Origin of the sequence: Streptomyces sp. R21, from assembly GCF_041051975.1 — a bacterium.
Lineage (GTDB): Bacteria > Actinomycetota > Actinomycetes > Streptomycetales > Streptomycetaceae > Streptomyces.
Genome location: NZ_CP163435.1, coordinates 9,183,581 through 9,204,928, shown reverse-complemented (window position 1 = coordinate 9,204,928; position 21,348 = coordinate 9,183,581). Strand labels below are relative to the sequence as shown.

Annotated in this window: 23 protein-coding genes; 15 read left to right on the top strand and 8 right to left on the bottom strand. The window is 71.6% G+C overall.

Annotation, left to right across the window (positions count from 1 at the left end; translation table 11 throughout):
• Positions 1-61: 61 nt before the first annotated feature.
• On the top strand, positions 62-568 hold the full coding sequence (locus tag AB5J56_RS41190) for a hypothetical protein (RefSeq protein WP_369240952.1): 507 nt from the start codon (positions 62-64) through the stop codon (positions 566-568).
• Between the two features lie 24 nt (positions 569-592).
• Here AB5J56_RS41190 and AB5J56_RS41185 read toward each other — a convergent pair whose 3' ends face one another.
• Both AB5J56_RS41185 and AB5J56_RS41180 read right to left on the bottom strand, forming a co-directional pair.
• Entirely contained in the window at positions 593-1,039 is a 447-nt protein-coding gene (locus tag AB5J56_RS41185; protein ID WP_369240950.1) for a hypothetical protein, read from the bottom strand.
• Positions 1,040-1,044: 5 nt separating this feature from the next.
• Positions 1,045-1,872 (bottom strand): helix-turn-helix domain-containing protein, encoded by an 828-nt coding sequence (locus tag AB5J56_RS41180; RefSeq protein WP_369240948.1) that lies wholly within the window; start codon positions 1,870-1,872, stop codon positions 1,045-1,047.
• A gap of 70 nt (positions 1,873-1,942) precedes the next feature.
• On the opposite strand from AB5J56_RS41180, the gene AB5J56_RS41175 reads away from it, so the two are divergent.
• Positions 1,943-2,773, top strand: a complete 831-nt coding sequence (locus tag AB5J56_RS41175; RefSeq protein ID WP_369240946.1) for a phytanoyl-CoA dioxygenase family protein — start codon at positions 1,943-1,945, stop codon at positions 2,771-2,773.
• Positions 2,770-3,045: a hypothetical protein gene (locus tag AB5J56_RS41170; protein ID WP_369240944.1), complete on the top strand. Its 276-nt coding sequence runs from the start codon at positions 2,770-2,772 to the stop codon at positions 3,043-3,045. The genes AB5J56_RS41175 and AB5J56_RS41170 overlap by 4 nt, the downstream gene beginning before the upstream one ends.
• A 24-nt stretch (positions 3,046-3,069) precedes the next feature.
• On the opposite strand, the gene AB5J56_RS41165 is transcribed toward AB5J56_RS41170, so the two are convergent.
• Together AB5J56_RS41165 and AB5J56_RS41160 are read right to left on the bottom strand one after the other, a co-directional pair.
• A complete protein-coding gene (locus AB5J56_RS41165) occupies positions 3,070-3,921 on the bottom strand; it encodes a ketose-bisphosphate aldolase (RefSeq protein ID WP_369240942.1) in 852 nt (283 codons plus the stop codon).
• 59 nt (positions 3,922-3,980) lie between these two features.
• The gene (locus tag AB5J56_RS41160; RefSeq protein WP_369240940.1) at positions 3,981-4,871 is read right to left on the bottom strand and encodes an SIS domain-containing protein; all 891 of its coding nucleotides are present in this window, start codon (positions 4,869-4,871) and stop codon (positions 3,981-3,983) included.
• A 123-nt stretch (positions 4,872-4,994) separates the two neighbouring features.
• On the opposite strand from AB5J56_RS41160, the gene AB5J56_RS41155 reads away from it, so the two are divergent.
• The 4 genes from AB5J56_RS41155 to AB5J56_RS41140 all read left to right on the top strand — a co-directional run bounded on the left by AB5J56_RS41155 (position 4,995) and on the right by AB5J56_RS41140 (position 10,253).
• Positions 4,995-5,774: a DeoR/GlpR family DNA-binding transcription regulator gene (locus tag AB5J56_RS41155; protein WP_369240938.1), complete on the top strand. Its 780-nt coding sequence runs from the start codon at positions 4,995-4,997 to the stop codon at positions 5,772-5,774.
• A 166-nt stretch (positions 5,775-5,940) separates the two neighbouring features.
• Positions 5,941-8,151, top strand: a complete 2,211-nt coding sequence (locus AB5J56_RS41150; protein WP_369240936.1) for an MMPL family transporter — start codon at positions 5,941-5,943, stop codon at positions 8,149-8,151.
• A 210-nt stretch (positions 8,152-8,361) separates the two neighbouring features.
• Entirely contained in the window at positions 8,362-9,573 is a 1,212-nt protein-coding gene (locus AB5J56_RS41145) for a sensor histidine kinase (RefSeq protein ID WP_369240934.1), read from the top strand.
• On the top strand, positions 9,570-10,253 hold the full coding sequence (locus AB5J56_RS41140) for a response regulator (RefSeq protein WP_369240932.1): 684 nt from the start codon (positions 9,570-9,572) through the stop codon (positions 10,251-10,253). Before AB5J56_RS41145 ends, AB5J56_RS41140 begins: the two co-directional genes overlap by 4 nt.
• On the opposite strand, the gene AB5J56_RS41135 is transcribed toward AB5J56_RS41140, so the two are convergent.
• The gene (locus AB5J56_RS41135) at positions 10,208-11,374 is read right to left on the bottom strand and encodes an MFS transporter (RefSeq protein WP_369240930.1); all 1,167 of its coding nucleotides are present in this window, start codon (positions 11,372-11,374) and stop codon (positions 10,208-10,210) included. The genes AB5J56_RS41140 and AB5J56_RS41135 overlap by 46 nt on opposite strands.
• Before the next feature lie 311 nt (positions 11,375-11,685).
• On the opposite strand from AB5J56_RS41135, the gene AB5J56_RS41130 reads away from it, so the two are divergent.
• Positions 11,686-12,753: an AraC family transcriptional regulator gene (locus AB5J56_RS41130; protein WP_369240928.1), complete on the top strand. Its 1,068-nt coding sequence runs from the start codon at positions 11,686-11,688 to the stop codon at positions 12,751-12,753.
• 17 nt (positions 12,754-12,770) lie between these two features.
• Here the strand turns inward: AB5J56_RS41130 and AB5J56_RS41125 are convergent, their stop codons facing one another.
• The 3 genes from AB5J56_RS41125 to AB5J56_RS41115 are packed head-to-tail and all read right to left on the bottom strand — an operon-like array spanning position 12,771 to position 16,542.
• Complete coding sequence (locus AB5J56_RS41125; protein ID WP_369240926.1) at positions 12,771-14,300, bottom strand: aldehyde dehydrogenase family protein; 1,530 nt, start codon at positions 14,298-14,300, stop codon at positions 12,771-12,773.
• Positions 14,297-15,172 (bottom strand): SDR family NAD(P)-dependent oxidoreductase, encoded by an 876-nt coding sequence (locus AB5J56_RS41120; RefSeq protein WP_369240924.1) that lies wholly within the window; start codon positions 15,170-15,172, stop codon positions 14,297-14,299. The genes AB5J56_RS41125 and AB5J56_RS41120 overlap by 4 nt, the downstream gene beginning before the upstream one ends.
• The gene (locus AB5J56_RS41115) at positions 15,169-16,542 is read right to left on the bottom strand and encodes a flavin-containing monooxygenase (RefSeq protein WP_369240922.1); all 1,374 of its coding nucleotides are present in this window, start codon (positions 16,540-16,542) and stop codon (positions 15,169-15,171) included. The genes AB5J56_RS41120 and AB5J56_RS41115 overlap by 4 nt, the downstream gene beginning before the upstream one ends.
• Positions 16,543-16,764: 222 nt before the next feature.
• On the opposite strand from AB5J56_RS41115, the gene AB5J56_RS41110 reads away from it, so the two are divergent.
• The 7 genes from AB5J56_RS41110 to AB5J56_RS41080 all read left to right on the top strand — a co-directional run bounded on the left by AB5J56_RS41110 (position 16,765) and on the right by AB5J56_RS41080 (position 21,347).
• Positions 16,765-17,025: a DUF1565 domain-containing protein gene (locus AB5J56_RS41110; protein ID WP_369240920.1), complete on the top strand. Its 261-nt coding sequence runs from the start codon at positions 16,765-16,767 to the stop codon at positions 17,023-17,025.
• Positions 17,026-17,109: 84 nt separating this feature from the next.
• The gene (locus tag AB5J56_RS41105) at positions 17,110-18,009 is read left to right on the top strand and encodes a right-handed parallel beta-helix repeat-containing protein (protein ID WP_369240918.1); all 900 of its coding nucleotides are present in this window, start codon (positions 17,110-17,112) and stop codon (positions 18,007-18,009) included.
• 96 nt (positions 18,010-18,105) lie between these two features.
• A complete protein-coding gene (locus tag AB5J56_RS41100) occupies positions 18,106-18,936 on the top strand; it encodes a M55 family metallopeptidase (protein ID WP_369240916.1) in 831 nt (276 codons plus the stop codon).
• Positions 18,937-18,998: 62 nt separating this feature from the next.
• The gene (locus tag AB5J56_RS41095) at positions 18,999-19,955 is read left to right on the top strand and encodes a MerR family transcriptional regulator (protein WP_369240914.1); all 957 of its coding nucleotides are present in this window, start codon (positions 18,999-19,001) and stop codon (positions 19,953-19,955) included.
• On the top strand, positions 19,952-20,500 hold the full coding sequence (locus tag AB5J56_RS41090) for a GNAT family N-acetyltransferase (protein WP_369240912.1): 549 nt from the start codon (positions 19,952-19,954) through the stop codon (positions 20,498-20,500). Before AB5J56_RS41095 ends, AB5J56_RS41090 begins: the two co-directional genes overlap by 4 nt.
• Positions 20,501-20,529: 29 nt before the next feature.
• Positions 20,530-21,045 carry a hypothetical protein gene (locus tag AB5J56_RS41085; protein ID WP_369240910.1) on the top strand — a complete coding sequence of 172 codons (516 nt, stop codon included), beginning with the start codon at positions 20,530-20,532 and terminating at the stop codon, positions 21,043-21,045.
• A gap of 86 nt (positions 21,046-21,131) precedes the next feature.
• Entirely contained in the window at positions 21,132-21,347 is a 216-nt protein-coding gene (locus AB5J56_RS41080) for a hypothetical protein (RefSeq protein WP_369240908.1), read from the top strand.
• Position 21,348 lies beyond the last annotated feature (1 nt).

The following is a 21,348-nucleotide window of genomic DNA, read 5'->3' as shown; positions in this document are numbered from 1 at the left end:
GTCGGGGGCTCTTTCAACCTCCGCTGTACGGTCTCCGGAGACGATCATCGGGAGGGGCGGGATGAGCAGTGATCTCCGGTTCGGCTGGGAACTGAGCGGCAGTGGTTGGGCGCATTGCCGTATCGCGGACGGCTCTTCGGAGCACCAGGACATCGTCAGCTACTGCACCGACGCCCTTGCGGACCTGCTTCACGCCATGACCGGTCTCTACGGCCCCACCCGCTTCCAGCGCTTCTCCTTCGACCTTGAACCGGCCGAAGCGAGGTGGGTCCTCCGCGGCAACGGCTCCGAGGTCGACGTCACGATCTACCGGTTCCCCGACATGGCCGCGAGCTACGATGCGCCCGATCAAGAAGGCCGGCTCGCCTGGAGCTCCACGCAGCCCCGCAGCCTGCTGAGTCACGTCGTCCTGGAGGCCGCCCAGTCAGTGCTGAGGCTCCACGGCGAGGACGGCTATCTGGCGAAGTGGGCCCGACACCCCTTTCCTGTGGCCGCGCTGCAAGATCTCCGCCGAATCCATCTCCAGCACGACGGCTGTGAGCGCGAGCACGACCTGGCGCCTCCGTAGAGGGCCACTGCCACTTCAGCGGGCTCAGCCGGTTCCGGACGGCTGCTCGGCCTGCGGCCAGTTCGCCAGACGCTCACGCGCCTCCCTCGCGATCACCGGCCAGGGATCGTCGACCAGGCGGGCGACGGCCGACCGGGGCGAGCGCGGATGGTTGGCGACGATGCGGCGGACCGCGTCGTGCGGGTCGTCGGCCAGCTGCTCGTACAGCTCCGGCGGGGTGTACTTCTTGCTCAGCACCCGGTCGCGGACCCGCCAGTCCGTGTCCTTCACCAGCTCGGCGAGTATCTCGACCGGGACGGTGCGGTTGTGTGCGGCCCAGAACCGCATGTGGGGGTGGTTACGCACCAGATCCCACCAGGCGTCGATCGGCATCGTCGCCCAGGCCGAGCGGCCGTACTCCGCCGGGTCCTCGCTCTCGCGCAGCCGGATGAACTCCTCCGCGGAGGCTATCTCGGGGAAGCGGTCCGTCATGGCAGTCAGTAAGCCACGGGGCGCGGGGTCGGCGTCAACCTGTGGGTGGTGCTGCTCTCTGTGACCGTCGCGCTCCGCAGGGCCCTGGGTGAGGACCCCAGCTCGCGACGGCACGCCTTGTTGAAGGCCTGGAGGTCGGGGATGCCGACCGAGGCGGCCACCGCGGGGATGGAGAGGGTCGAGGCACGCAGCAGATGGTGGGCTCGTTCCAGCCGGCGGCGGCGGATGTAGGCGATGACGGTGGTGCCGGTCTCGGTGCGGAAGAGGCGGGTGAGGTGGTTGTGGGAGATCCCGGCGGCGCGGGCGATCTCCGGCACGGTGAGAGGGGTGGCGAGATGGGCCTCGATGTGGGCGATCGCCGTGGTGACGGCGGGGTGCGGGCCGTTCGGTGTGGTGGCCGCCGGGCGCAGGTCGGCGATGCGCCACAGGGCGGTCCAGATCTCGGCGCGGGTGTGCTCGGGGGTTGCGGGTGCTGCCGCGACTGCGCGGAGCAGAAGGCCGGAGAGCGTGGGCAGTTCGGGGCCGGTGTCCTGCACGACCGGGATGGTGCGCGGCGGGCCGACGGGGGCTATGCGCAGGTGGGCGTAGAGGTGTTCCGAACGGCCCTGGTAGCGGTAGCGGACCGTGGTGCCGGGCGGTACGAGGCTCACGCGGCCGGGGCGGATGAGGTGCGCCGTGCCGTCGACGGTCAGCTCGGCGTCGTACTGGTAGAGGTGCAGCTGCCACAGCTCCGGGAGGCGGAAGACGTCCGTGCGGCTCGCGACGCCGTGCACTCCGACGCCGAGGCCCGCGACGACCGGCGGTTCGCCGAGGTGGATCTCCGTCTCTCGCATGGTGAGAAATTACCAGTAGTGATGAGCAGGGCCAACGCGCCGACGACCGCCCCGCTTCTACGTTGGGGCCATGACCCACACCAAGGCCATGGCCCCACCCAAACTCCTGAGTTCGGTCCGGATGGCGCACTTCGCGTCCCACGGATCGCTGCGCCTGGACGCGGTGGTCCCGCCGGAGCTGAACGCCGAGGCCGTCGAGGTACTGCGCGAGGGGATGCCCGGTGTCCCGTACGGCAGCAGCGTGCCGGACGTCTATCCGGAGGGCTCCTTCGTCCGCCGTCTGCTGGACCTGCCCGACGTGGCAGGCGCGTTGCGCAGTCTCGTCGGGCCCGACCCCACCGTCGACCACCATGCCGTGCACGTCCGTGAGCCCCGCGAGGGGCAGGCGCAACCGCTGCACGGGGACGCGATCATCGATGTCCGCACCGATGCCTTCGACGTCCAGCTGATGTACTACCCGCAGGACGTCACCCTCGACATGGGCGGCACGCTGAGCGTGCCGGGCAGCCATCTGCGCCGTACGAACGAGTCGGACACCGGCCGCTACCAGAACCTGCGCGGGCAGACCCGGCTCGTCTGTCCGGCCGGCACCGTGGTGTTTCTGCACCATGGTCTGTGGCACGGCGGGCGACGCAACGACAGCGACACGGTGCGTTACATGTTCAAGATCCGCTTCAACCCGACCGTGCGCCAGGTGCGCCTGTGGGACACCTCCGACCTCGGGGATCCGCGCGTCGCCGAGGAACTCTCCACGATGTTCCCGTGGTACGAGCACGCCACCGGCCGCCTGGAGGCCTACAACCGCGTGCTGTTGTGGCGGTCCCTCACCGGGGACGACTCCTTCGACCTGGAGTACTGGGTGACCCGGGTTTCCAACCGCCCGCAGGGAGAGGTCGCATGAGCGTCCGTCAGCAGGTTCTCGTCCTCTATCTGGCCACCTCCGCGCTCGACGCGGACGTGGTGGGCTGGTCGGTCTACGACGGCACCGGCCGCACCTCGCCCACCACCGGGGACAGCGACGAACCCCCGTACAAGTCGGGCGTGCACGCGCTGGAGGACGGCTGGCGGCTGTTCCAGGCGGCGCAGCTGATCCCGCCGTATCCGGGTCACGAGTACGACGTGTCGTTCCTCAAGCACGAGTTCTTCTTCGAGAAGCTCGTGGAGTGGGAGTAGTTCAGCCCTTCGCCACCCCGGCCGTCACCCCCTCAGTACGCCGATGAGATGCGCGACCGTGCGTGCCATCGCCTCCCGTCCCACGCTGAGGTATTTGCGCGAGTCGACCGCCTCGGGGTGGGCGGCGAGGAACTCCCTTATCGCGCCGGTCATCGCGATGTTCAGGGCCGTGCCGATGTTGACCTTGGCGATACCGTTCGCGGTGGCGGCGGCCAGTTCGGGGTCGGGGACTCCGGAGGAGCCGTGCAGGACGAGGGGTACGTCCAGGGCGGCGGACAGGCGCTTGAGCAGGTCGTGGTCGAGGGTGGCGGTGCGCGTGGTCATGGCGTGCGAGCTGCCGACGGCGACGGCGAGGGCGTCCACACCGGAATCGGCCACGAAGGCGTGGGCCTCGGCGGGGTCGGTGCGGGCACCCGGCGCGTGCGCGTCGAGCGGCGGCGCCCCGTTCTTGCCGCCGACCTGCCCCAACTCGGCCTCGATCCACAGCCCTTGGGCGTGCGCCCAGTCGGCGGCCGCGCGGGTGGCGGCGAGGTTCTCCTCGTACGGCAGGCGTGACGCGTCGTACATCACGGAGCTGAATCCGGCGTCGGGCGCCTGGCGCAGCAGTTCGTCGCTCTGCACATGGTCCAGGTGCAGCGCGACGGGGACCGACGCGCGTTCGGCGGCCGAGGCCGCGGCGCGGGCCAGCGGGAGCAGGCGGCCGTAGCGGAACTTGACGGCGTTCTCGCTGACCTGGAGGACGACGGGGGCGTGCACCGCCTCGGCGCCGGCGATGACGGCCTCCACGTGTTCCAGCGTGATGATGTTGAACGCGGCCACGGCGGACTGCGCCCGGGCGGCCGCGGTGACCAGCTCACTCGTCGCTGCCAGGGACACGGCAGCACCTCCTTGTTCCAGTCCTTGTGCCGGCGAACCCGGTTGGGCCGCGGATGACTTCAGTGAGCGGCCGCGTCGAGGATCACGGACCGGGTGAGGTGACGGGGCTGGTCGGGGTCCAGCCCCCGAGCCGCGGCGACGGCGACGGCCAGTCGCTGGGCGCGGACGAGTTCGGCGAGCGGGTCGAGACCGCCGTCCACCCACAACCCGCCGGTGGCGCGGACCTGTTCGGCCAGTCCGTCGGGCGCCTCGCCGAGCATCCAGGTGGCGGTGCCCTGCGTGGTGATGCTGATGGGGCCGTGCCGGTACTCCATCGCCGGGTAGGCCTCGGTCCACGCCAGTGACGCCTCGCGCATCTTGAGGCCGGCCTCGTTGGCCAGGCCTACCGTCCAGCCGCGGCCCAGGAAGGTGAACTGCGTGCAGTCCACCAGCCCTTCGGGCAGCGGGGCCGCCAGTGCGGTGCGCGCGTCGGCGACGACGGCGTCGGTGTGCAGCCCCAGATGCGCGCGCAGCAGTGTCAGGGCAGTGGTCGCGAACCGGGTCTGCACGACGGACCGTTCGTCCGCGAAGTCGAGCACGATCAGGTCGTCCGCGGCCTGCATCACGGGAGTGTGCGGGTCCGCGGTGATCGCGGTGGTGCGGGTACGGCCCCGCAGGCGCCCGAGGAGTTCGAGCACCTCGGTGGTGGTGCCGGACCGGGTGAGGGCGACCACCCGGTCGTAGGAACGGCCCTCAGGGAACTCCGACGCGGCGAAGGCGTCCGTCTCGCCCTGCCCCGACTGCTCGCGCAGTACGGCGACGGCCTGCGCCATGAAGAACGACGTGCCGCACCCCACGATCGCGACCCGCTCCCCCGCCGCGGGCAGCGCGGCCCCGTGCGCCGCGGCCTGCTCGGCGGCGCGGATCCAGCACTCGGGCTGGCTGCTCAGCTCGTTCTCGACATGGGTCATGCCGTACCCCTCCCAGTGATGCTTGTTCTTGCAAGATATAGCGCTCTTTCAATCACAATCAAGCATTTGGGGGAAGTGAAGGGTGCGCTAGGGTCGCGGAAGATCGAGGAATGGAGAGTGCGGATGTCGCGCGACGCCCGCTGGAAGTCGCTGCTGGAACTGCTCGTGGAGCGGGGCCGGTTGGATGTCGAGGAGGCCGCCGCCGAGCTGGCCGTGTCGGCCGCGACGATCCGGCGCGACTTCGACCAGCTCGCCGAGCAGCAGATGCTCGTGCGCACCCGGGGCGGCGCGGTCGTGCACGGTGTCTCCTACGAGCTGCCGCTGCGCTACAAGACCGCCCGGCACGCCTCGGAGAAACAGCGCATCGCCAAGGCGGTGGCCGACCTCATCGCCCCCGGCGAGGCGGTGGGCCTGACCGGCGGCACGACCACCACCGAGGTGGCCCGGGCGCTGGCCGTGCGCAGCGATCTCGCGTCCGGCTCCCCCGCGCTGACCGTGGTCACCAACGCGCTCAACATCGCCAACGAGCTGGCCGTACGCCCCCAGTTCAAGATCGTGGTGACGGGCGGGGTCGCGCGCCCGCAGTCGTACGAGCTCATCGGTCCCCTCGCGGACGGCGTCCTCGGCCAGATCACCCTCGACGTGGCCGTCCTCGGCGTGGTCGCCTTCGACGTCACGCACGGCGCCGCCGCCCATGACGAGGCGGAGGCCGCGATCAACCGGCTGCTGTGCGAGCGCGCCGAGCGGGTGGTCGTGGCCGCCGACTCCAGCAAGCTGGGCCAGCGCGCCTTCGCCCGGATCTGCGCCGCCGAGTCGGTGAACACGCTGGTCACGGACGCGGCGGTGGGCGAGGACATGGTCCGCCGGTTCGAGGAGGCCGGGATCCGGGTCGTCGCGGTCTGACGCGCCCCGCCGGGTCCGCCTCCATGTCCGCCCTGAGAGGTACGAGGTGGGCGGCGCGTACTGCGATCTCAGTACGCCGGATTGTCGGCAGGCGCACGACGACGGGACGGGGGCGCTGACGGGAGCCTGGGGAGGTTCCCGAATCAGATGTGGAGACCTCCGCCTCATGGCTACTTTCCTCTATCGGCTGGGCCGTCTGGCCTTCCGGCGGCGCTGGTACGTCGCCCTCGTGTGGGCGGCGGTGCTGGCTGCGGTCGGCGTGGGTGCGGCCACCGCGCCCGCCGCCCCCGACGAGGCGTCCTCCATGTCCGGCATCGAGTCCCAGAAGGCGTTCGACCTGCTGGAGCAGAGGTTCCCGGGCTCCACGGCCGACGGCGCCGGCGCGCGGGTCGTGTTCGTCGCCCCGGACGGACAGAAGGTCACCGCGACCGACAGCCGGGCGGCGATCGACAAGTTCGTGACCGAGGCGGCCGACGGGTCGCAGGTCTCCGGTGCGGTGAACCCCTTCCAGGCGAAGGCGGTGAGCAAGGACGCCACGACCGCGTACTCGACCGTCAGCTTCAAGGCCAAGGCCGACGACCTCACGGACACCAGCAAGAAGCACCTGGAGGACGCCATCGACCAGGCCCGGGACGCGGGCCTGACCGTCGAGGTGGGCGGCGACGCGCTGGCCACCCAGCCCGCGGCGGGCGGCAGCGCCGAGGCCATCGGCATCGCCATCGCCGCCCTCGTCCTGATCGTCACCTTCGGGTCACTGGCCGCCGCCGGGCTCCCGCTGCTGACCGCGATCATCGGCATCGGTATCAGCATGGCCTCGATCACGACCCTGGCCAGCGCCTTCGGCCTGTCCGCGACCACCGGCACGCTGGCCACCATGCTGGGCCTCGCGGTCGGCATCGACTACGCCATGTTCGTGGTCTCCCGCTACCGCGAGGAGCGCGCCAAGGGCCGTACACCCCAGGAATCCGCGGGACTGGCCGCCGGAACCGCCGGATCGGCGGTCGTCTTCGCCGGCCTCACCGTCGTCATCGCGCTCGCCGGACTGTCCGTGGTCGGCATCCCGATGCTCACCAAGATGGGTCTGGCCGCCGCCGGTGCGGTCGTCATCGCCGTACTCATCTCGCTCACCCTCGTCCCGGCGCTGCTCGGCTTCTGGCCGAACGCCGTGCTCTCGCGCCGCGCCCGCAAGCGCGGCCGCGTGGAGCAGGGCGGGGAGAACAACGGCGGCAGCCGCTGGGCCCGGTTCGTGCTGCGCCGCCCCGTCCCCGTGCTCCTGCTCAGCGTCGTGGGCCTCGGCGCGATCGCGCTGCCGGTGATGGACCTGCAGCTCGGCATGCCCGGCGACGAGGTCAAGTCCACCGCCACCACCGAGCGCCGCGCCTACGACGATCTCGCCAAGGGCTTCGGTCCCGGCTTCAACGGCCCGCTGACCGTCGTCGTGGACGCCCGCGGGGCCGACGACGCCAAGGCCGCCGTGCGGACGATCACCGAGAAGGTGGGCGACACCGAAGGCGTTGTCTCCGTCTCCCCGGCCCGGTTCAACCCGGCGGGCGACACCGCGGTCTTCTCCGCCACGCCCTCGACCGGGCCCGCCGACGAGCAGACCAAGAAGCTCGTCCACACCATCCGCGACGAACGCCCGGCGATCGACTCCGCGACCGGGGTGACCTTCAAGGTCACCGGAACCACCGCGGTGAACATCGACGTGGCCCAGAAGGTCCAGGACGCGCTGATCCCCTATCTGATCGTGGTGGTGGGCCTGGCCATCGTCCTGCTGCTGGTGGTCTTCCGGTCGATCCTGGTCCCGATCAAGGCAGCCGCCGGCTTCCTCCTGTCGGTGCTCGCCGCCCTCGGCTCCGTCGTCGCGGTCTTCCAGTGGGGCTGGGGCGCGAGCCTCCTCGGCGTCGAGGAGACCGGCCCGATCATGAGCATGATGCCGATCTTCCTGGTGGGCATCGTCTTCGGACTCGCCATGGACTACGAGGTCTTCCTCGTCGCCCGTATGCGGGAGGCGTACGTCCACGGGGACCGGCCCGCGCAGGCGATCACCACCGGGTTCCGGCACAGCGCCCGGGTCGTGGTCGCGGCCGCGTTGATCATGATGGCGGTGTTCTCCGGGTTCATCGGGGCCGGCGAATCCATGATCAAGATGATCGGCTTCGGGCTCGCCATCGCCGTCCTGTTCGACGCCTTCGTCGTCCGCATGGCCTTCGTGCCCGCCGTCCTCGCCCTCCTCGGCGCCCGTGCCTGGTGGCTGCCGCGCTGGCTCGACAGGGCGCTGCCCAACATCGACGTGGAGGGCGAGGCACTCACCCACCACGCCGACCCCGCCCCGACTCCGGCCGGCGAGACCGACCGGGAGGCGGCGCGCGTCTGATTCCCCCGGGACACGCGCCCGAGGGCCGCCCGTGCGACGACACGGGCGGCCCTCGTCCCGTGCCACGGGGCGCGACGGGGCCTCGTCGGCGGTACGGCGACACGCCCGTACTCCGGCACGGGACGTCGTACGACGACACAGGTCGCCCTCGCCGTCCCCGCGCACCCGGCGTCGTCCACCATGGAGGCAGTCCTTCGACCGGAGAAAGCAATGACCATCAGCCTGGAGCGCTACTCGGGTCGTCATCCGCGCCTCGCGGACTCGGCGGTCGCGGCGGCGCTGTTCGGCTTCGCTCTGCTCGGTGCCGCGCTCAGCGCGCCGGGTGCCGAGCAGCCGCACCGGATGCTGCCCTCCGCGCTGCTGTCGGGTGTCGCCTGTCTCGCCCTGCTGTGGCACCGTCGGCATCCGCGCACCGTCGTGGTCGTCGCTCTCGGCTGCGCCATGGCCGCCAGCGCTCTGGGCTATCTGCTCAACCCGCTTCTGCTCGCACCGGCCATGGCGGCGATGCACTGGCTCGCCGCGCTCACCGACCGAAGGACCGCCCGCGTCTTCCTCGCCGGGGCCGTCGTCACGACGACCGTGATCACCGTGATCGCCGACCCGGGCGACCACCCGCTGATCCTCCGGACGCTCGGCCCCGCCTTCTGGATGCTGCTGCCGGTCGCCTCCGGCAGCGCGGCCCGGCTCCGGCAGGCCTACTGGGAGGCCGTGCAGGCCCGCGCCAACTACGCCGAACGCTCCCGCGAGGAGGAGGCGAGGCTGCGCGTCACCGAGGAGCGTATGCGCATCGCCCGCGAACTCCACGACGTCGTCGCTCATCACATGGCCCTCGCCAACGCCCAGGCCGGCACCGCCAAGCACCTCTCGCGCAGCCATCCCGAGCAGGCGGAGAAGATCCTCGGCACGCTCGCCGACACCACCGCGTCCGCGCTGCGCGAACTCAAGGCCACCGTCGGCCTGTTGCGTCAGGCGGGCGACGCCGACACCCCGCTGGAACCGGCACCCGGACTGGCCCGGCTCCCCGAGCTGACGGCCGCCTGCGGGACCGCGGGCATCAAGGTCGCCGTCGTCACCGAGGGCACGGTCCGGCCGCTGTCGCCGGGCGTGGACCTGACGGCGTTCCGGATCGTGCAGGAGGCGCTCACCAACGTCACCAAGCACGCCGCGGCGGCCGCGGTACAGGTCCGGCTCGCCTACTCGCACGACCGGCTGACCATCACGGTCACCGACGACGGAGCCGCCACGGCCTCCGCCGGCCCCGCCCCGGGACACGGCTTCGGTCTGATCGGCATGCGCGAACGCGCCCAGTCCGTCGGCGGCGACCTCCAGGCCGGCCACCGCCCCGGCGGCGGCTTCGAAGTCATGACGGCGCTGCCGCTGCACCCCCACGCCACGCGATCGGAAGAAGACCCCCGCTCATGACCATCCGCGTCCTGCTCGCCGACGACCAGGCCCTGCTGCGGGCGACGTTCCGGATCCTCATCGACTCCTGCGACGACCTGGAGGTGGTCGCCGAGGCCGCCGACGGCAAGGAGGCGGTCGAGCTCACCCGGGTCCATCACCCCGACGTGGTCCTCATGGACATCCGGATGCCCGGCACCGACGGTCTGGCCGCCACCGCCACCCTCTGCGCCGACCCGGACCTGAGCGCCACCCGCGTGCTGATCCTCACCACGTTCGAGACCGACGAGTACGTCGCGCGGGCACTGCGCGCCGGAGCGAGCGGCTTCCTCGGCAAGGACGTGGGCGCCGACGAACTCCTCGACGGCATCCGCACGGTGGCCTCCGGCGACTCCCTCCTGTCGCCCACGGCCACCCGCACCCTCATCGCCCGCTTCCTCGCCGCCCCCGAGCCCGGCAGCCACCTCGCTCCGCCGGAGCGGCTCACGGCCCTCACCGCCCGGGAACGCGAGGTGATGGCCCTGGTCGCCGAGGGCAGGTCCAACACCGAGATCGCCGAGGTCCTCTTCGTCAGCCCGCTGACCATCCGCACCCACGTCCAGCGCGCCATGACCAAACTCGACGCCCGCGACCGCGCCCAACTGGTCGTCATCGCCTACCAGTCGGGGCTCGTACGCGCCACGCCACCGCCGACGCCCTGAGCCGGGGCGAAGGAGCGGGCGGTGAGCAGCAGCACGAGGACGAGCGCGGAGGGGACTGCGTAGGCGAGGCGGAAGTGGCCGGCCGAGCCGAGGATTCCGCTGGCGGCTCCGCCGGTGATCACGCCCAGGTAGTTGAAGACGTTGAGGCGGGCCAGCACCGCTTCGGCCGCCCCGGGGCGCAGCCGCCCGGCGGAGGCGAGGCACAGCGGGGCGAGCGCGGAAACGCCGAGGCCCACGCATCCGGCCGCCAGGACCGCGTACGGCCAGCCGGGTGCCGCGGCCATCCCGGCCAGGGCGGCGGCCGTGAGGAGGGTCGCGATGCGGATCACGGCGGCCGGCCCGGCTCTGCGGACCAGGTGGTCGGCGCAGGACCGGCCGGTGACGGTGCCGACCTGGTAGGCCGCGTACGCCAGGGGTGCGGCGGACAGGGCCGCCGCGAGGGTCTGGTGGAGGTAGACCGTCGACCAGGCGGAGACGGTGGAGTCGACGACGTACGCGACCAGGAGGACGACGCCGAAGGGGGCGAGCCTGATCCACAGGCCCCGGCCGAGGTCGATCGGAGGCGTCCCGGTCGCGGTCGCCGGGTCCGGTGGAGCCGCGGGCAGGGGGTGCGCGCGGAGGGTCAGGGCGAGCAGCAGCACGAGGGCGGCCTGCGCGGTGAGGGTGGCGGCGGGCGGCCAGCCGAGTCGTGCCGTGCCGGCGGTCAGCAGGGCGGCCGTGACACCGCCGGCGCTCCAGGCGGCGTAGAACGAGGCGAAGATGCTCCGCCCGTAGTGGTGTTCGACGGCCGTGGCGCGGGTGTTGGCGGAGACGTCGATGCCGCCGAGTGCCAGTCCGAACAGGAGGTAGCCCGCGGTGACCGTGGCCTGTTCGGGCGCCCAGCCGATGAGCAGCAGCGCGATGGCGGAGGTCAGGACCGCGCCCCGCATGGCGGCGACCGGGCCCGAGCGGCGGATCGCGGCCGACCCGGCGAAGCTGCCGGCGCCCGCGCTCAGCGCGACGGCGACGATCAGCACGGTCGTCGCCGTCGCGGACAGGCCGAGGTGTTCCTTGACGGCGGGGACCGTGGTGGACACGGCGGCCACCGATGCGCCCTGGGCGGCGAACACGGTGGCCGCCACGCGTCGTGCGCCCCGGTGCGGGCCCTTTGGCCCGGACCGCCGCGGGGACTGCGTCCGGAGACCGGGAGGAGAAGTGGGGGTCATACCGCGCCTTCGTTTCTGGGTTGCCCGTGCTCGGCTCCGGTGCCGCGCGTGTCGGTCGGGGCGCGGGCGGGCGGGACGGTGCGGGGTGCCGCCACCGTAGGGAGGGCGGGCGGAGCGGGTGCAGGGCGTCGGCGGCCGGATGGGGGGCCTCGGCGGCCATCGTCGCGACCGGCGGGGGTCCGGCTGCCTAAAGTGGGGCGATCAACGCCCTGGTGAGAGGGGATTCGATGCCCGATGCTCCCGGCCCGGCGAACCATCCGGGGACCAGCCGCAGCACCTCGGCGACCATCCAGCCGAACATCCTGCGCTACCTCTCCGTGGTCGCCGGTGACTACGGCGTCGACCTGCGGCCGCTGCTGGCGGGTGTGGGGCTGGACGAGGACGTGATGCGTTCGGCCGCGCTGCGGGTGTCGTACCGGCAGGGCAGTGCCGTCATCCGCCGCGCCGTGGAACTGACCGGCACGGAGCATCTGGGCCTGCGGGTGGGCGCCGCGCAGCACCTCACCTCCTGGGGGCTGCTCGGGCTCGCCCTGATGGCCGGCGACACCCTGCGGGATGCTGTCGAGACGGGGGTGCGCTTCCAGAACCTGTCGGGAGCGATGGTCGTCTGGTCGGCCGCGGCCGAGGACACCGGCTATGTCGTACGCGCCGATCTGCCGGACCCCGCCCTCGATCCGGCTGTCGCGGACTTCCTCGTCCAGGAGGCGTTCTCCAGTGTCGTCACGCTGACCCGGCTGGCCGTAGGCGGTGAATTCGCGCCGCGGGCCGTGGAGTTCGCCTTCGCCGCGCCGCGGGACGCGCGTCTGTTCCAGGAGCTGTTCCGCTGCCCGGTGCGTTTCGCCGCCGCCCGCAATCGCCTGGTGATGCCCCACGGATGGGCCGGGCGGGCCATGCCGGGCCGGGACCCGGTGACGTATGCCGCCGTGCTGGAGCTGTTGGAGGCCGAGATGGCCTCCCGCCGCGACCAGCAGGAGCTGTTGGAGGTCCTTGAGGTCTCCATCGCGCAGAGCCTTCCGGCCGTCCCCTCCTTCGTCGAACAGGCCCGGCGGCACGCCTCCAGTGAGCGCACGTTGCGGCGTCGGCTCGCCGAGTGCGACACGACGTACGAGGCGGTGGTCGACGGGGTGCGGCGCGAGCGGGTGGAGCAGCTGCTGCGCCGCCGCGGGCTGACCCTGCGGGAGGTCGCCCGCCAGGTGGGCTTCTCCGACGTCCGTGCCCTGCGGCGGGCCGTGCACCGCTGGCACGGCGTTGCCCCGCTGCAACTGCGCGACGACCTGCGGGAGATGGAGCCCTGACCGCACTCCGGAGTGGGTCAACGGGTGCGGATCCAGACCGTCTTCTCGCGGGTCCACTGGTCGAAGGCGGTGGTGGATTTCTCCGCGCCGCCGAACCCGGACTGCTTCCAGCCGCCGAAGGGCGTGGTGATGTCGCCCTCGCTGTACGCGTTGACGGAGACCACGCCGGCCTGGATCCCTCGGGCCAGGCGGAACGCGGCGTCGAGGTCGCGGGTCCACACGGAGGCGGCGAGCCCGTACTCGGTGGCGTTCGCCCTGCGGATCGCCTCGGCCTCGGAGGCGAAGGTCTGGACGGTGACGACCGGTCCGAACAGCTCCCGGGTGAGGACGTCGCTGCCGTCAGGTGCGCCGGTGATCACGGTGGGCGGGTAGTAGGCGCCTCGGGCGGGCAGCCCGTGGGGCAGTCCGGCGGTGTGGATCTGGGCGCCCGCGGACCGGGCGGAGTCCACGGCGTCGGCGACCCGCTGGAAGGCGGTGTGGCTGATCAACGGACCGATTCGGGTGGCGGGTTCGGCCGGGTCACCGATGACCAGGTCCTTCGCGGCGGCGGTGAACCGGGCCACGACCTCGTCGGCGATGTCCCGGTGGACCAGCACGCGCGAGCCCGCCGTGCAGTTCTGACCCATCGTCAGGAAGGCGGCCTCGATCATGTTCTCGATGAGTTCGTCGCCGAAGCCGAGCGCGTCGGGCATCAGTACCTGGGGGCTCTTGCCGCCCATCTCCAGCGAGACCCGTTTGAAGTTGGTCTCCGCCGCGTCGGCCAGGATGCGCCGTCCGACCGCGGTGGAACCGGTGAAGGACAGCGCCCTCACCAGGGGATCGCGGGCGAGTGCGGTGCCCGCGACGGCGCCCTGGCCGGGCAGGACGGTGAGCACGCCGTCCGGCAGGCCCGCCTCCGCGGCCAGCGCGGCCAGATGCAGGGCCGAGCGGGGTGTCGCCTCGGCGGGCTTGAGCAGCAGGCTGTTGCCCGCGGCGAGAGCGGGTCCGACCTTCCAACTCGCCATGGCCAAGGGGTAGTTCCACGGCAGGATCGCCGCGGCCACCCCGACGGGCTCCCGGCTCACCAGTCCGAGCTGGTCGGGCCCGGTGGGAGCGGTCCGGCCGAAGACCTTGTCGGCGGCCTCCGCGAACCAGCGGATCGACTCGATCGCGCCGGGTACGTCGCCGGTACGGCACTCGGTGATCGGCTTGCCCGCGTCCTCGCTGTCGAGGCGGGCGAGGGTCTCGGCGTCGCGCTCCATCAGGTCGGCGAGGCGCAGCAGGACCGCGGCCCGCTCGCGCGGCGGACGCCGCGACCACACGCCGCTCTCGAAGACCCGCCCGGCGTGCTCGGCGGCGCGTGCGACCTTGAGCGCGGTCGCGGCGGGCAGGGTGGCGATCAGTTCGCCGGTTGCGGGGTTGACGACGCGGAGCGCGTCAACTGCCTTACGGTGCCGGGTAACTGACGTACGCGGCTGGGTAGCCGTCGCACGAGGTTCGGGAACTCCCGCAGGGGGCTCGGGAACTCCGGCAGCGGGCTCGGTAACTCCCGTAGGGGGCTTGGTCATGCTTCCTCCACCAGTTCCCAACGGCCATTGCTGCGACGCGCCAGCCCTCTGCGGCGCAGATCCTCCAGATAGCGGTCCATTCCGCGTTCACCGCGTCTGCGGAAGAGCGGGAAGAGTCTGGGCAGCAGGTTCGGCGCCAGCATCGCGCAGCGCACCAGGAGGGACTCGCCGGGCCGCGGGTAGGCCTCCAGCCGCGGCCTGTCCAGCAGGCTGACCACAGCCCTGACGACGTCGGAGGGCTGCTGGGGCGGGTCCTGGAACTGCATCGAGTTGCCGCCTTCCACCGCTTCCTGACGCAGCATCCGGGTGTCGGTCGCCGACGGCAGGACCGAACCGGCCCGGATGCCCTTGTCCCGCAGGTCGAGAGCGATGGAGAGCATCGCGCCGCGCAGCCCGAACTTCGAGGCGGTGTAGATCGGGGTCTCGCCGAGCGGGAAGATCCCGCCGAGGGACACCGTGGTGACGACCCGGGCGTCGCCGGAGGCCCGCAGCAGCGGGATCGCGATCCTCGTGGCGACCAGCGGGGAGAGCAGGTTGAGGTTCAGCTCCCGCTCGATGCTCTCGACGCTGCGCACGTCGAAGCGCTCGGCGCTGGTCATGCCGACGTTGTTCACGAGCACGTCCAGGCGGCCGTGCGCCGTGGCGATCCGGTCGAACAACTCCTCCACCGCGTCGCGGTCGAGGAGGTCGCAGCCGATCCCCAGGTGCCCGGCGCCGGGGAGGTCGGCCGCGACCTGCCGGGCCCTGGGCTCGTCGATGTCGACGACGACGCAGTGCGCGCCGCCGGAGGCGAAGCGGAGGCACAACGCGCTGCCGATGCCGCCCGCGCCGCCCGTCACCGCGATCACCTTGCCGCGGAAGTCGAAGCTCACGAGACGACCGCCTGCGAACGGGACTGCGCGGACGGCTCGTTGTTCCGTGCGGACTTCGCCGGGGGCGGGTGGCCCTCGGTGCGCCAGCCCATCCGGGCGGCGACCTTGGCGAGGTATTTCACGATGGCGCCGCTGTCGACGTAGCCGGTGTGGCGGGGCGAGGCGACGAAATTCAGGCCGCCGGTCAGGTCCGGGCGGTCGCCTCGGATCATGCGGGCGAACCGTTCGGCGTTCGGCAGCTCGGCCTGCGTGTCGTGGATGTATCCGGCGATCAGCTGTGCCTGGGTGTCGAAGAGTTGATAGGCGCCGGAGTTCGTCTCCACGAAGCCGACGCCGAACAGGCCGTGGTGCTCACGCGAGAACGCCGACAGGTACAGGTCGGGGTGCTGCTCGTCGCCGAAGTACCGCTGTGCGGCCGGCACCTTGTGCACGTATCCGGTCGCCAGCAGGATCAGGTCGAAGTCGTCACTGGTGCCGTCGGTGAAGTGCACCGTGCTGCCGTCGGTGCGGGCGATGCCGGGCCTGGCCGTGATGTCGCCGTGCTGCAGATGGTGGATCAGCATCGAGTTGACGGCGGGGTGCGTCTCGAACAGCTTGTGGTCGGGCTTTTGCAGGCCGAGGCGGCGCGGGTCGCCGTTGATGACCCTCAACAGGGCGCCGAACACCCGTTGTTCGAGCCACATCGGCAGCTTCGGGCCGGATGCGGCGATCGTGTCCACCGGCCGGCCGAACAGGTGCTTGGGGATGAACCAGTAGCCGCGCCGCATGCTGATCACCGCGCGGTCGGCGAACCGGGCCGCGTCGCAGGCGATGTCGCAGCCGGAGTTCCCGGCCCCCACGACCAGCACGCGCTTGCCGCGCAACTCCTCGCCGCTGCGGTAGCCGACCGTGTGGCGTATCTCGCCGCTGAACTCCCCCGGCAACTCGGGGATGTTGGGGTACCACTGCGCGCCCGTACACATCACGACCTGGCCGTGGACGCTCTCGCGGCCGTCGGAGCGGGTGACGGTCCAGGTGCCGTCCGCGTTCTTCTCCACGTCGCGGACCTCGACACCGAACTCGATCCGTTCCTTCAACCCGTACGCCTCGGCGAACGACGTCAGATAGGACAGGATCTGCCGGTGCGGCGGGTAATCCGCGAAATGGTCGGGCATCGGCCAGCCGCCGAATGCGGAGAGCGTCTTGCTCGAAATGAAATGAGCCGACTCGTACATCGGGCTGCCCGGGTTGTCGATGTCCCACACGCCCCCCGGCCCGGTGTGCCGTTCGAGATGTGTATAGGGAAGACCGCGCTCCGTCAGGGCTCTCGCGACGGCCAGTCCGGCCGGTCCCGCCCCTATCACGCACGTGTCGTACGGGGAATTCTGCACGGTCCGCCGCCTCTCTCATGGCGCCTGTGACGCTTTGCCGGTGTTGGTGGAAACCTATTCACCAGGAATTCAGCGGGAACTGACCTGCGCGGCCAGAGAGGGGACCTCAGCGGCCATGCGGCTGCCGCCCCGAGCGGGCGCCCGCACCCGGCAACCTTCCGCGCCCGGGCGACCACTGCCTTCGCGAGAGCCGTCGAGACAGGACGAACAGCGGGAGGACGTATGCGCGGGACAGGCGGATTCACCGGAACGGTGCGGAGCAACGCGGGGGTATGGGCGGGGGCGGTGCTGGGGGCCGCGCTGTCGGCGATGGCGTTACCCGCGCCCGCCGGGGCAGCCGCCACGGCCACCCCGACCATGGTCGTGGCCACGAACGGCGACGACTCGGCCGCAGGCACCCTGGACCACCCCTTGCGTACCATCCAGAAGGCCGTGGACAAGGCACAGCCCGGCGACGTGATCGCCGTACGCGCCGGCACGTAGGCCCTCACGGACAACATCACCATCACCAAGTCGGGCACAGCGTCCCGGCCGATCTCCCTGGGCGCCTATCCCGGCGAGCGCGTCGTGATCGACGGCGAGCAACTGCCCGCGAGTCACACCCCTGTCGGCGGCAGCATCCCGCGCGCCGAGCGCGGCGCCGTCCACCAGGAGGCCTCCTACTGGCGGCTGTCGGGCCTGGAGATCGCCAACGGTCCTTACGGCGTCTACTGCGACGGCTGCAACAACAACGTCTTCTCCGCGCTGACCACCCACGACAACTACGAATCCGGCTTTCAGCTCCAGGGTGCTTCCAGCAACAACCAGATTCTGAACCTGGACAGTTACGCCAACCGCGACCCGCGCAAGAACGGCGAGAGCGCGGACGGTCTCGCCGTCAAGGAGGGCAGCGGCGCCGGGAACGTGGTGCGGGGCGCGCGCCTGTGGAACAACGTCGACGACGGCTTCGACACCTGGAAGTTCACCTCGCCGATCCTGATCGAGAACACGATCGCGTACGGCAACGGCTTCAACCGCTGGAACTTCCCCGACTTCGCCGGGGACGGCAACGGCTTCAAGCTCGGCGGCGGCAGCCCCGCCCCCGCGGTCGCCCACACGGTGCGGGGCTCCGCCGCGTTCCGGAACGCGGCGCACGGCTTCACCGACAACGGCAACCCGGGAGCGCTCGCGCTGAGCCGCGACACGTCGTACACGAACCAGGGCACCGGCTTCGACGTCGACGTCTCCGGCGGCAAGGCCACTCTCACCGGCAACCTCTCCCTCGTGGACGGACGCGCGGTCGCGCTCGGATCCGGCACCACCTCCAGCGGCAACTCCTGGGACCTGGGCGGCACTTGGAACGCCTCGTCCGTGCTGAGCACCGACCCTGGCGCCATCACCGGCACCCGGAAGTCCGACGGGTCCCTTCCCTCCGCCCCGTCGTTCCTCGTTCCCCGGAGCGGGGTGAGCATCGGAGCCCGCTTCTGACCGTCGCCCCCAGCGGAACCACCGCGGCGGGGAACCGCACGAGGCAACCGGGACGTCCCCCTCAGTGATCATGAAAGTCACCGAGGGGCGGACACTGTGCGGATCTACATCAGCGCCGACATGGAAGGCATCACGGGCCTCGTCGACGCCGACGACGTCCAGCCGGGCGGACGGGACTACGAACGCGGACGACTGATGATGGCGGAGGACGTCAACGCGGCCGTACGAGGGGCGGTCGCCGCCGGCGCCTCAGACATCGTCGTCAACGACGCGCACGGTCCCATGCGCAACCTGCTGCCCGAGACGGTCGACGCGCGCGCCCGGCTGCTGCGCGGCAAGCCGAAACCGATGGGGATGCTCGCAGGTCTCACCGCCGAGCACGACGCGATGGTCTGTGTCGGCTACCACGCGCGCGCCGGCACACTCGGCGTGCTCAGCCATAGCTTCATGGGCCACGAGATCGAGGACATGTGGCTGGACGGGCGGCCCGTGGGTGAGATCGGGCTCGCGCAGGCCACGGCGGCGGCGTTCGGCGTGCCCATGGTCGTCCTCACCGGCGACGACACCGCCTGCGCGGAGATCTCCGCATGGGACGACTCGGTCACCGCTGTCGCCGTCAAGTACGCGCATGGCCGCTTCGCCGCGGAGGTGCGCCCGGCCGAAGAAGCCCGCCGGGCCATCGAGGAGGCGGTCACCGCGCGCCTCTCCGTGACCCCGAACGCCCCTGCCGCACCGCCGAGTTCGTCCACCCTCATGGTGCGCTGGCAGTCGGCCTCGGTCGCCGCCACCCTGCTGGGCATCCCCGGCGTCACCGCCACGGACAGCCGCACCGTCCGGGCGGAGGGCGAACTCCCAGCCCTGTACCGGCAGTTCTACGTGTGGACGCGGGTGGCGACCTCCCTCACCAATCAGGCGCCGTACTGCTGAGCCCGGAGCGAGGATGGGCGAGGAGTTGAGTCTCCCGCAGGGGGAGACATGAAGGTGGGGGCATGGACGACGGCGACACCCTCTGCACGATCGGCGAACTGGCCCGGCGTACCGGCCTGTCGGTCAAGGCGATCCGGTTCTATTCCGATCGCGGCATCGTGCCGCCGACGGACCGCACGGCCGCCGGGTACCGCCGCTACGGAGCCGACGCCGTCGCCCGCCTGAAACTGGTGCGCACCCTGCGCGATCTCGGCCTCGGTCTGCCCACCGTCCGGCAGGTCGTCGACCGGAAGCTGACGCTCGCCGAGGTCGCCGCGGAGCACGCCGCCGCACTGGACGTACAGATCCGTGCCCTACGGCTGCGACGGACCGTACTGACGGTCGCCGCCCGGCGCGGATCCACCCCCGAGGAGACGGACTTCATGCACCAGCTGGCCACACTGTCCGAGGGCGAACGGCGCCGCCTGATCGACGAGTTCCTCGACGCCGTGTTCGGCGGTGCGGACGGCTCCTCCCCGGGGTCCGCCTTCGCCGCGGTCCGGCGCACCATGACGCCCGAACTGCCCGAGAGCGCCGACGACGACCAGCTCGCCGCGTGGGTGGAACTGGCGGAACTCTCCGCGGACCCGGACTTCCGCACCGCCGTACGACGTCTCGTCGAGGACTACGCGGCCGACCGGGCCGCCGACGCGCATCCGGGGCCCCACCCTCGCCCCGGCCTGATCGCCATCGCCCGCGATCACGCGGAGGCCGCGCTGGCCTCCCGGATCGCCCCGGACTCGCCGCTGGCCGCGCCGGTCGTCAACGCCCTCACCGCGCACTGCGCGCACACCGTCGGCATGCCGGACGACGCCGCGCTACGGCAGCGCCTGCTGACCCGCTTGGAGACCGCCAACGATCCCCGCAGAGACCGCTACTTCGCGCTCCTCGCCCGGATCAATGGCTGGCCGCCCCCGGAAGACCTGGCACCGGCGCTCGACTGGACCACACAGGCACTGCGCGCACAGGCATCCCGATGACACGACTGACAGCGAACGCGACACCGGACGCTCCCCCGCTCGTTCTGCGCCCCTGGCAACCGTCGGACGCCGTCGCCCTGTTGGCCCTGAACCAGGATTCCGCGCTGCGCCGCTGGACGAGTCTCGGCGTCCACGACGAGGCGAGCGCGGCACGGTGGGTGCGGGAGCAGCGGGAGGGCCGAGAAGCGGGAACCCATCTCGGGTTCGCCGTCCTGGAAGCGCAAGGCCGGGCGGACGACGGCGAGTTGGCCGGCCATGTGGTGCTCAAGAGGCGCGCCCCCGACGCCCCGTCGGCCCAGGTCGGTTACTGGACCGCTGCGCACGCACGCGGCCGCTCCGTCGCGCCCCGCGCACTGCGGGCTGTGACGGACTGGGCTTTCGCCACCTTCGGCGGCGCCGGGCTGGAGTGCCTCGAACTCCTGCACCAGGTGGACAACTTGGCCTCCTGCCGCGTCGCGCAGAAGTGCGGGTACGCCTTCGCGGCCCTGCTGCCCGCGGCGCCGCCCGCCTTCCCTCGCGACGGCCATCTGCACATGCGGACGTAAATGCACGGAGCAGCGCTTAGCCTCGTGCCGTGGATGGATCTCTGATGCTGAACCTGCTGGCCCTCGCCGTGTCGATCGGCGCCCTGACCACCTCGGTCGCCGCGTCGCGCAGGCAGTTGCGGCTGGCGCACAACTCCAATGTGCTGCCGATCATCATCGAGTTGTTCAAGGAGACCCGCACCACGGAGTTCTTGAGGTCCGTCGAGTACATCCGGTCCGAACTGGCTGCCCAACACGCTCATGCCGATGGTTACCGGCATCTGCCGGTCGAGCCGAGGGAACACATACGGCGCGTGGGCCAGTTCTACGACGACATCGGGAAGCTGGTCGCGCACGGCGTGGTCGACGAGCGGCTCGTGCTCGGCGCCTACAGCGTCAACGTCCAGCGGATGTGGCAGGCACTCGCTCCGTACATCTACAGCGAACGGGCTCAGCACGGCACCCTCACCATGACCTACTTCGAGGACCTGGCGGCGCGGGCCCGGCTGACTCCCGGTCCGGAGATTCACGCCGGTCTCGGCCTGCGCCGGCTGCCGCCGGGCTAGCGCGCCCGTTTTTCCCGGGCCCAAGCACGCGCCCCGGCGCGAGCCGCCTGCCTCCACTACGCTTGAAGAGTTCTTCAATTCGCCAGTTGCCCAGGCAGGCAGCCTTCAGGGAAGGAATCCGGGTGGGCGGTTTCGCCGAGGCGTTGCGGGAGCGGGTCCGGGAGGCGCAGGCCGGTCTCGCGGCCGCGCTGGAAGCCGACGACGCCTACGCGGTGGCGGTGGCGCAGGACGAGCTGGACGACGCGGTGCGGCTGGCGCGGGCCAGCGGTGTCGACGTCGACATCGAGCTGGGCGAGGAGTGAT

Bases quoted from the DNA above. Each gene is read 5' to 3' on its own strand.
- AB5J56_RS41145 (WP_369240934.1), top strand. From the start codon at position 8,362: ATGACCATCAGCCTGGAGCGCTACTCGGGTCGTCATCCGCGCCTCGCG.
- AB5J56_RS41190 (WP_369240952.1), top strand. From the start codon at position 62: ATGAGCAGTGATCTCCGGTTCGGCTGGGAACTGAGCGGCAGTGGTTGG.
- AB5J56_RS41150 (WP_369240936.1), top strand. From the start codon at position 5,941: ATGGCTACTTTCCTCTATCGGCTGGGCCGTCTGGCCTTCCGGCGGCGC.
- AB5J56_RS41160 (WP_369240940.1), bottom strand. From the start codon at position 4,871: ATGACCCATGTCGAGAACGAGCTGAGCAGCCAGCCCGAGTGCTGGATC.
- AB5J56_RS41180 (WP_369240948.1), bottom strand. From the start codon at position 1,872: ATGCGAGAGACGGAGATCCACCTCGGCGAACCGCCGGTCGTCGCGGGC.
- AB5J56_RS41170 (WP_369240944.1), top strand. From the start codon at position 2,770: ATGAGCGTCCGTCAGCAGGTTCTCGTCCTCTATCTGGCCACCTCCGCG.
- AB5J56_RS41155 (WP_369240938.1), top strand. From the start codon at position 4,995: ATGTCGCGCGACGCCCGCTGGAAGTCGCTGCTGGAACTGCTCGTGGAG.
- AB5J56_RS41110 (WP_369240920.1), top strand. From the start codon at position 16,765: ATGCGCGGGACAGGCGGATTCACCGGAACGGTGCGGAGCAACGCGGGG.
- AB5J56_RS41090 (WP_369240912.1), top strand. From the start codon at position 19,952: ATGACACGACTGACAGCGAACGCGACACCGGACGCTCCCCCGCTCGTT.
- AB5J56_RS41125 (WP_369240926.1), bottom strand. From the start codon at position 14,300: ATGACCAAGCCCCCTACGGGAGTTACCGAGCCCGCTGCCGGAGTTCCC.
- AB5J56_RS41095 (WP_369240914.1), top strand. From the start codon at position 18,999: ATGGACGACGGCGACACCCTCTGCACGATCGGCGAACTGGCCCGGCGT.
- AB5J56_RS41140 (WP_369240932.1), top strand. From the start codon at position 9,570: ATGACCATCCGCGTCCTGCTCGCCGACGACCAGGCCCTGCTGCGGGCG.
- AB5J56_RS41130 (WP_369240928.1), top strand. From the start codon at position 11,686: ATGCCCGATGCTCCCGGCCCGGCGAACCATCCGGGGACCAGCCGCAGC.
- AB5J56_RS41185 (WP_369240950.1), bottom strand. From the start codon at position 1,039: ATGACGGACCGCTTCCCCGAGATAGCCTCCGCGGAGGAGTTCATCCGG.
- AB5J56_RS41175 (WP_369240946.1), top strand. From the start codon at position 1,943: ATGACCCACACCAAGGCCATGGCCCCACCCAAACTCCTGAGTTCGGTC.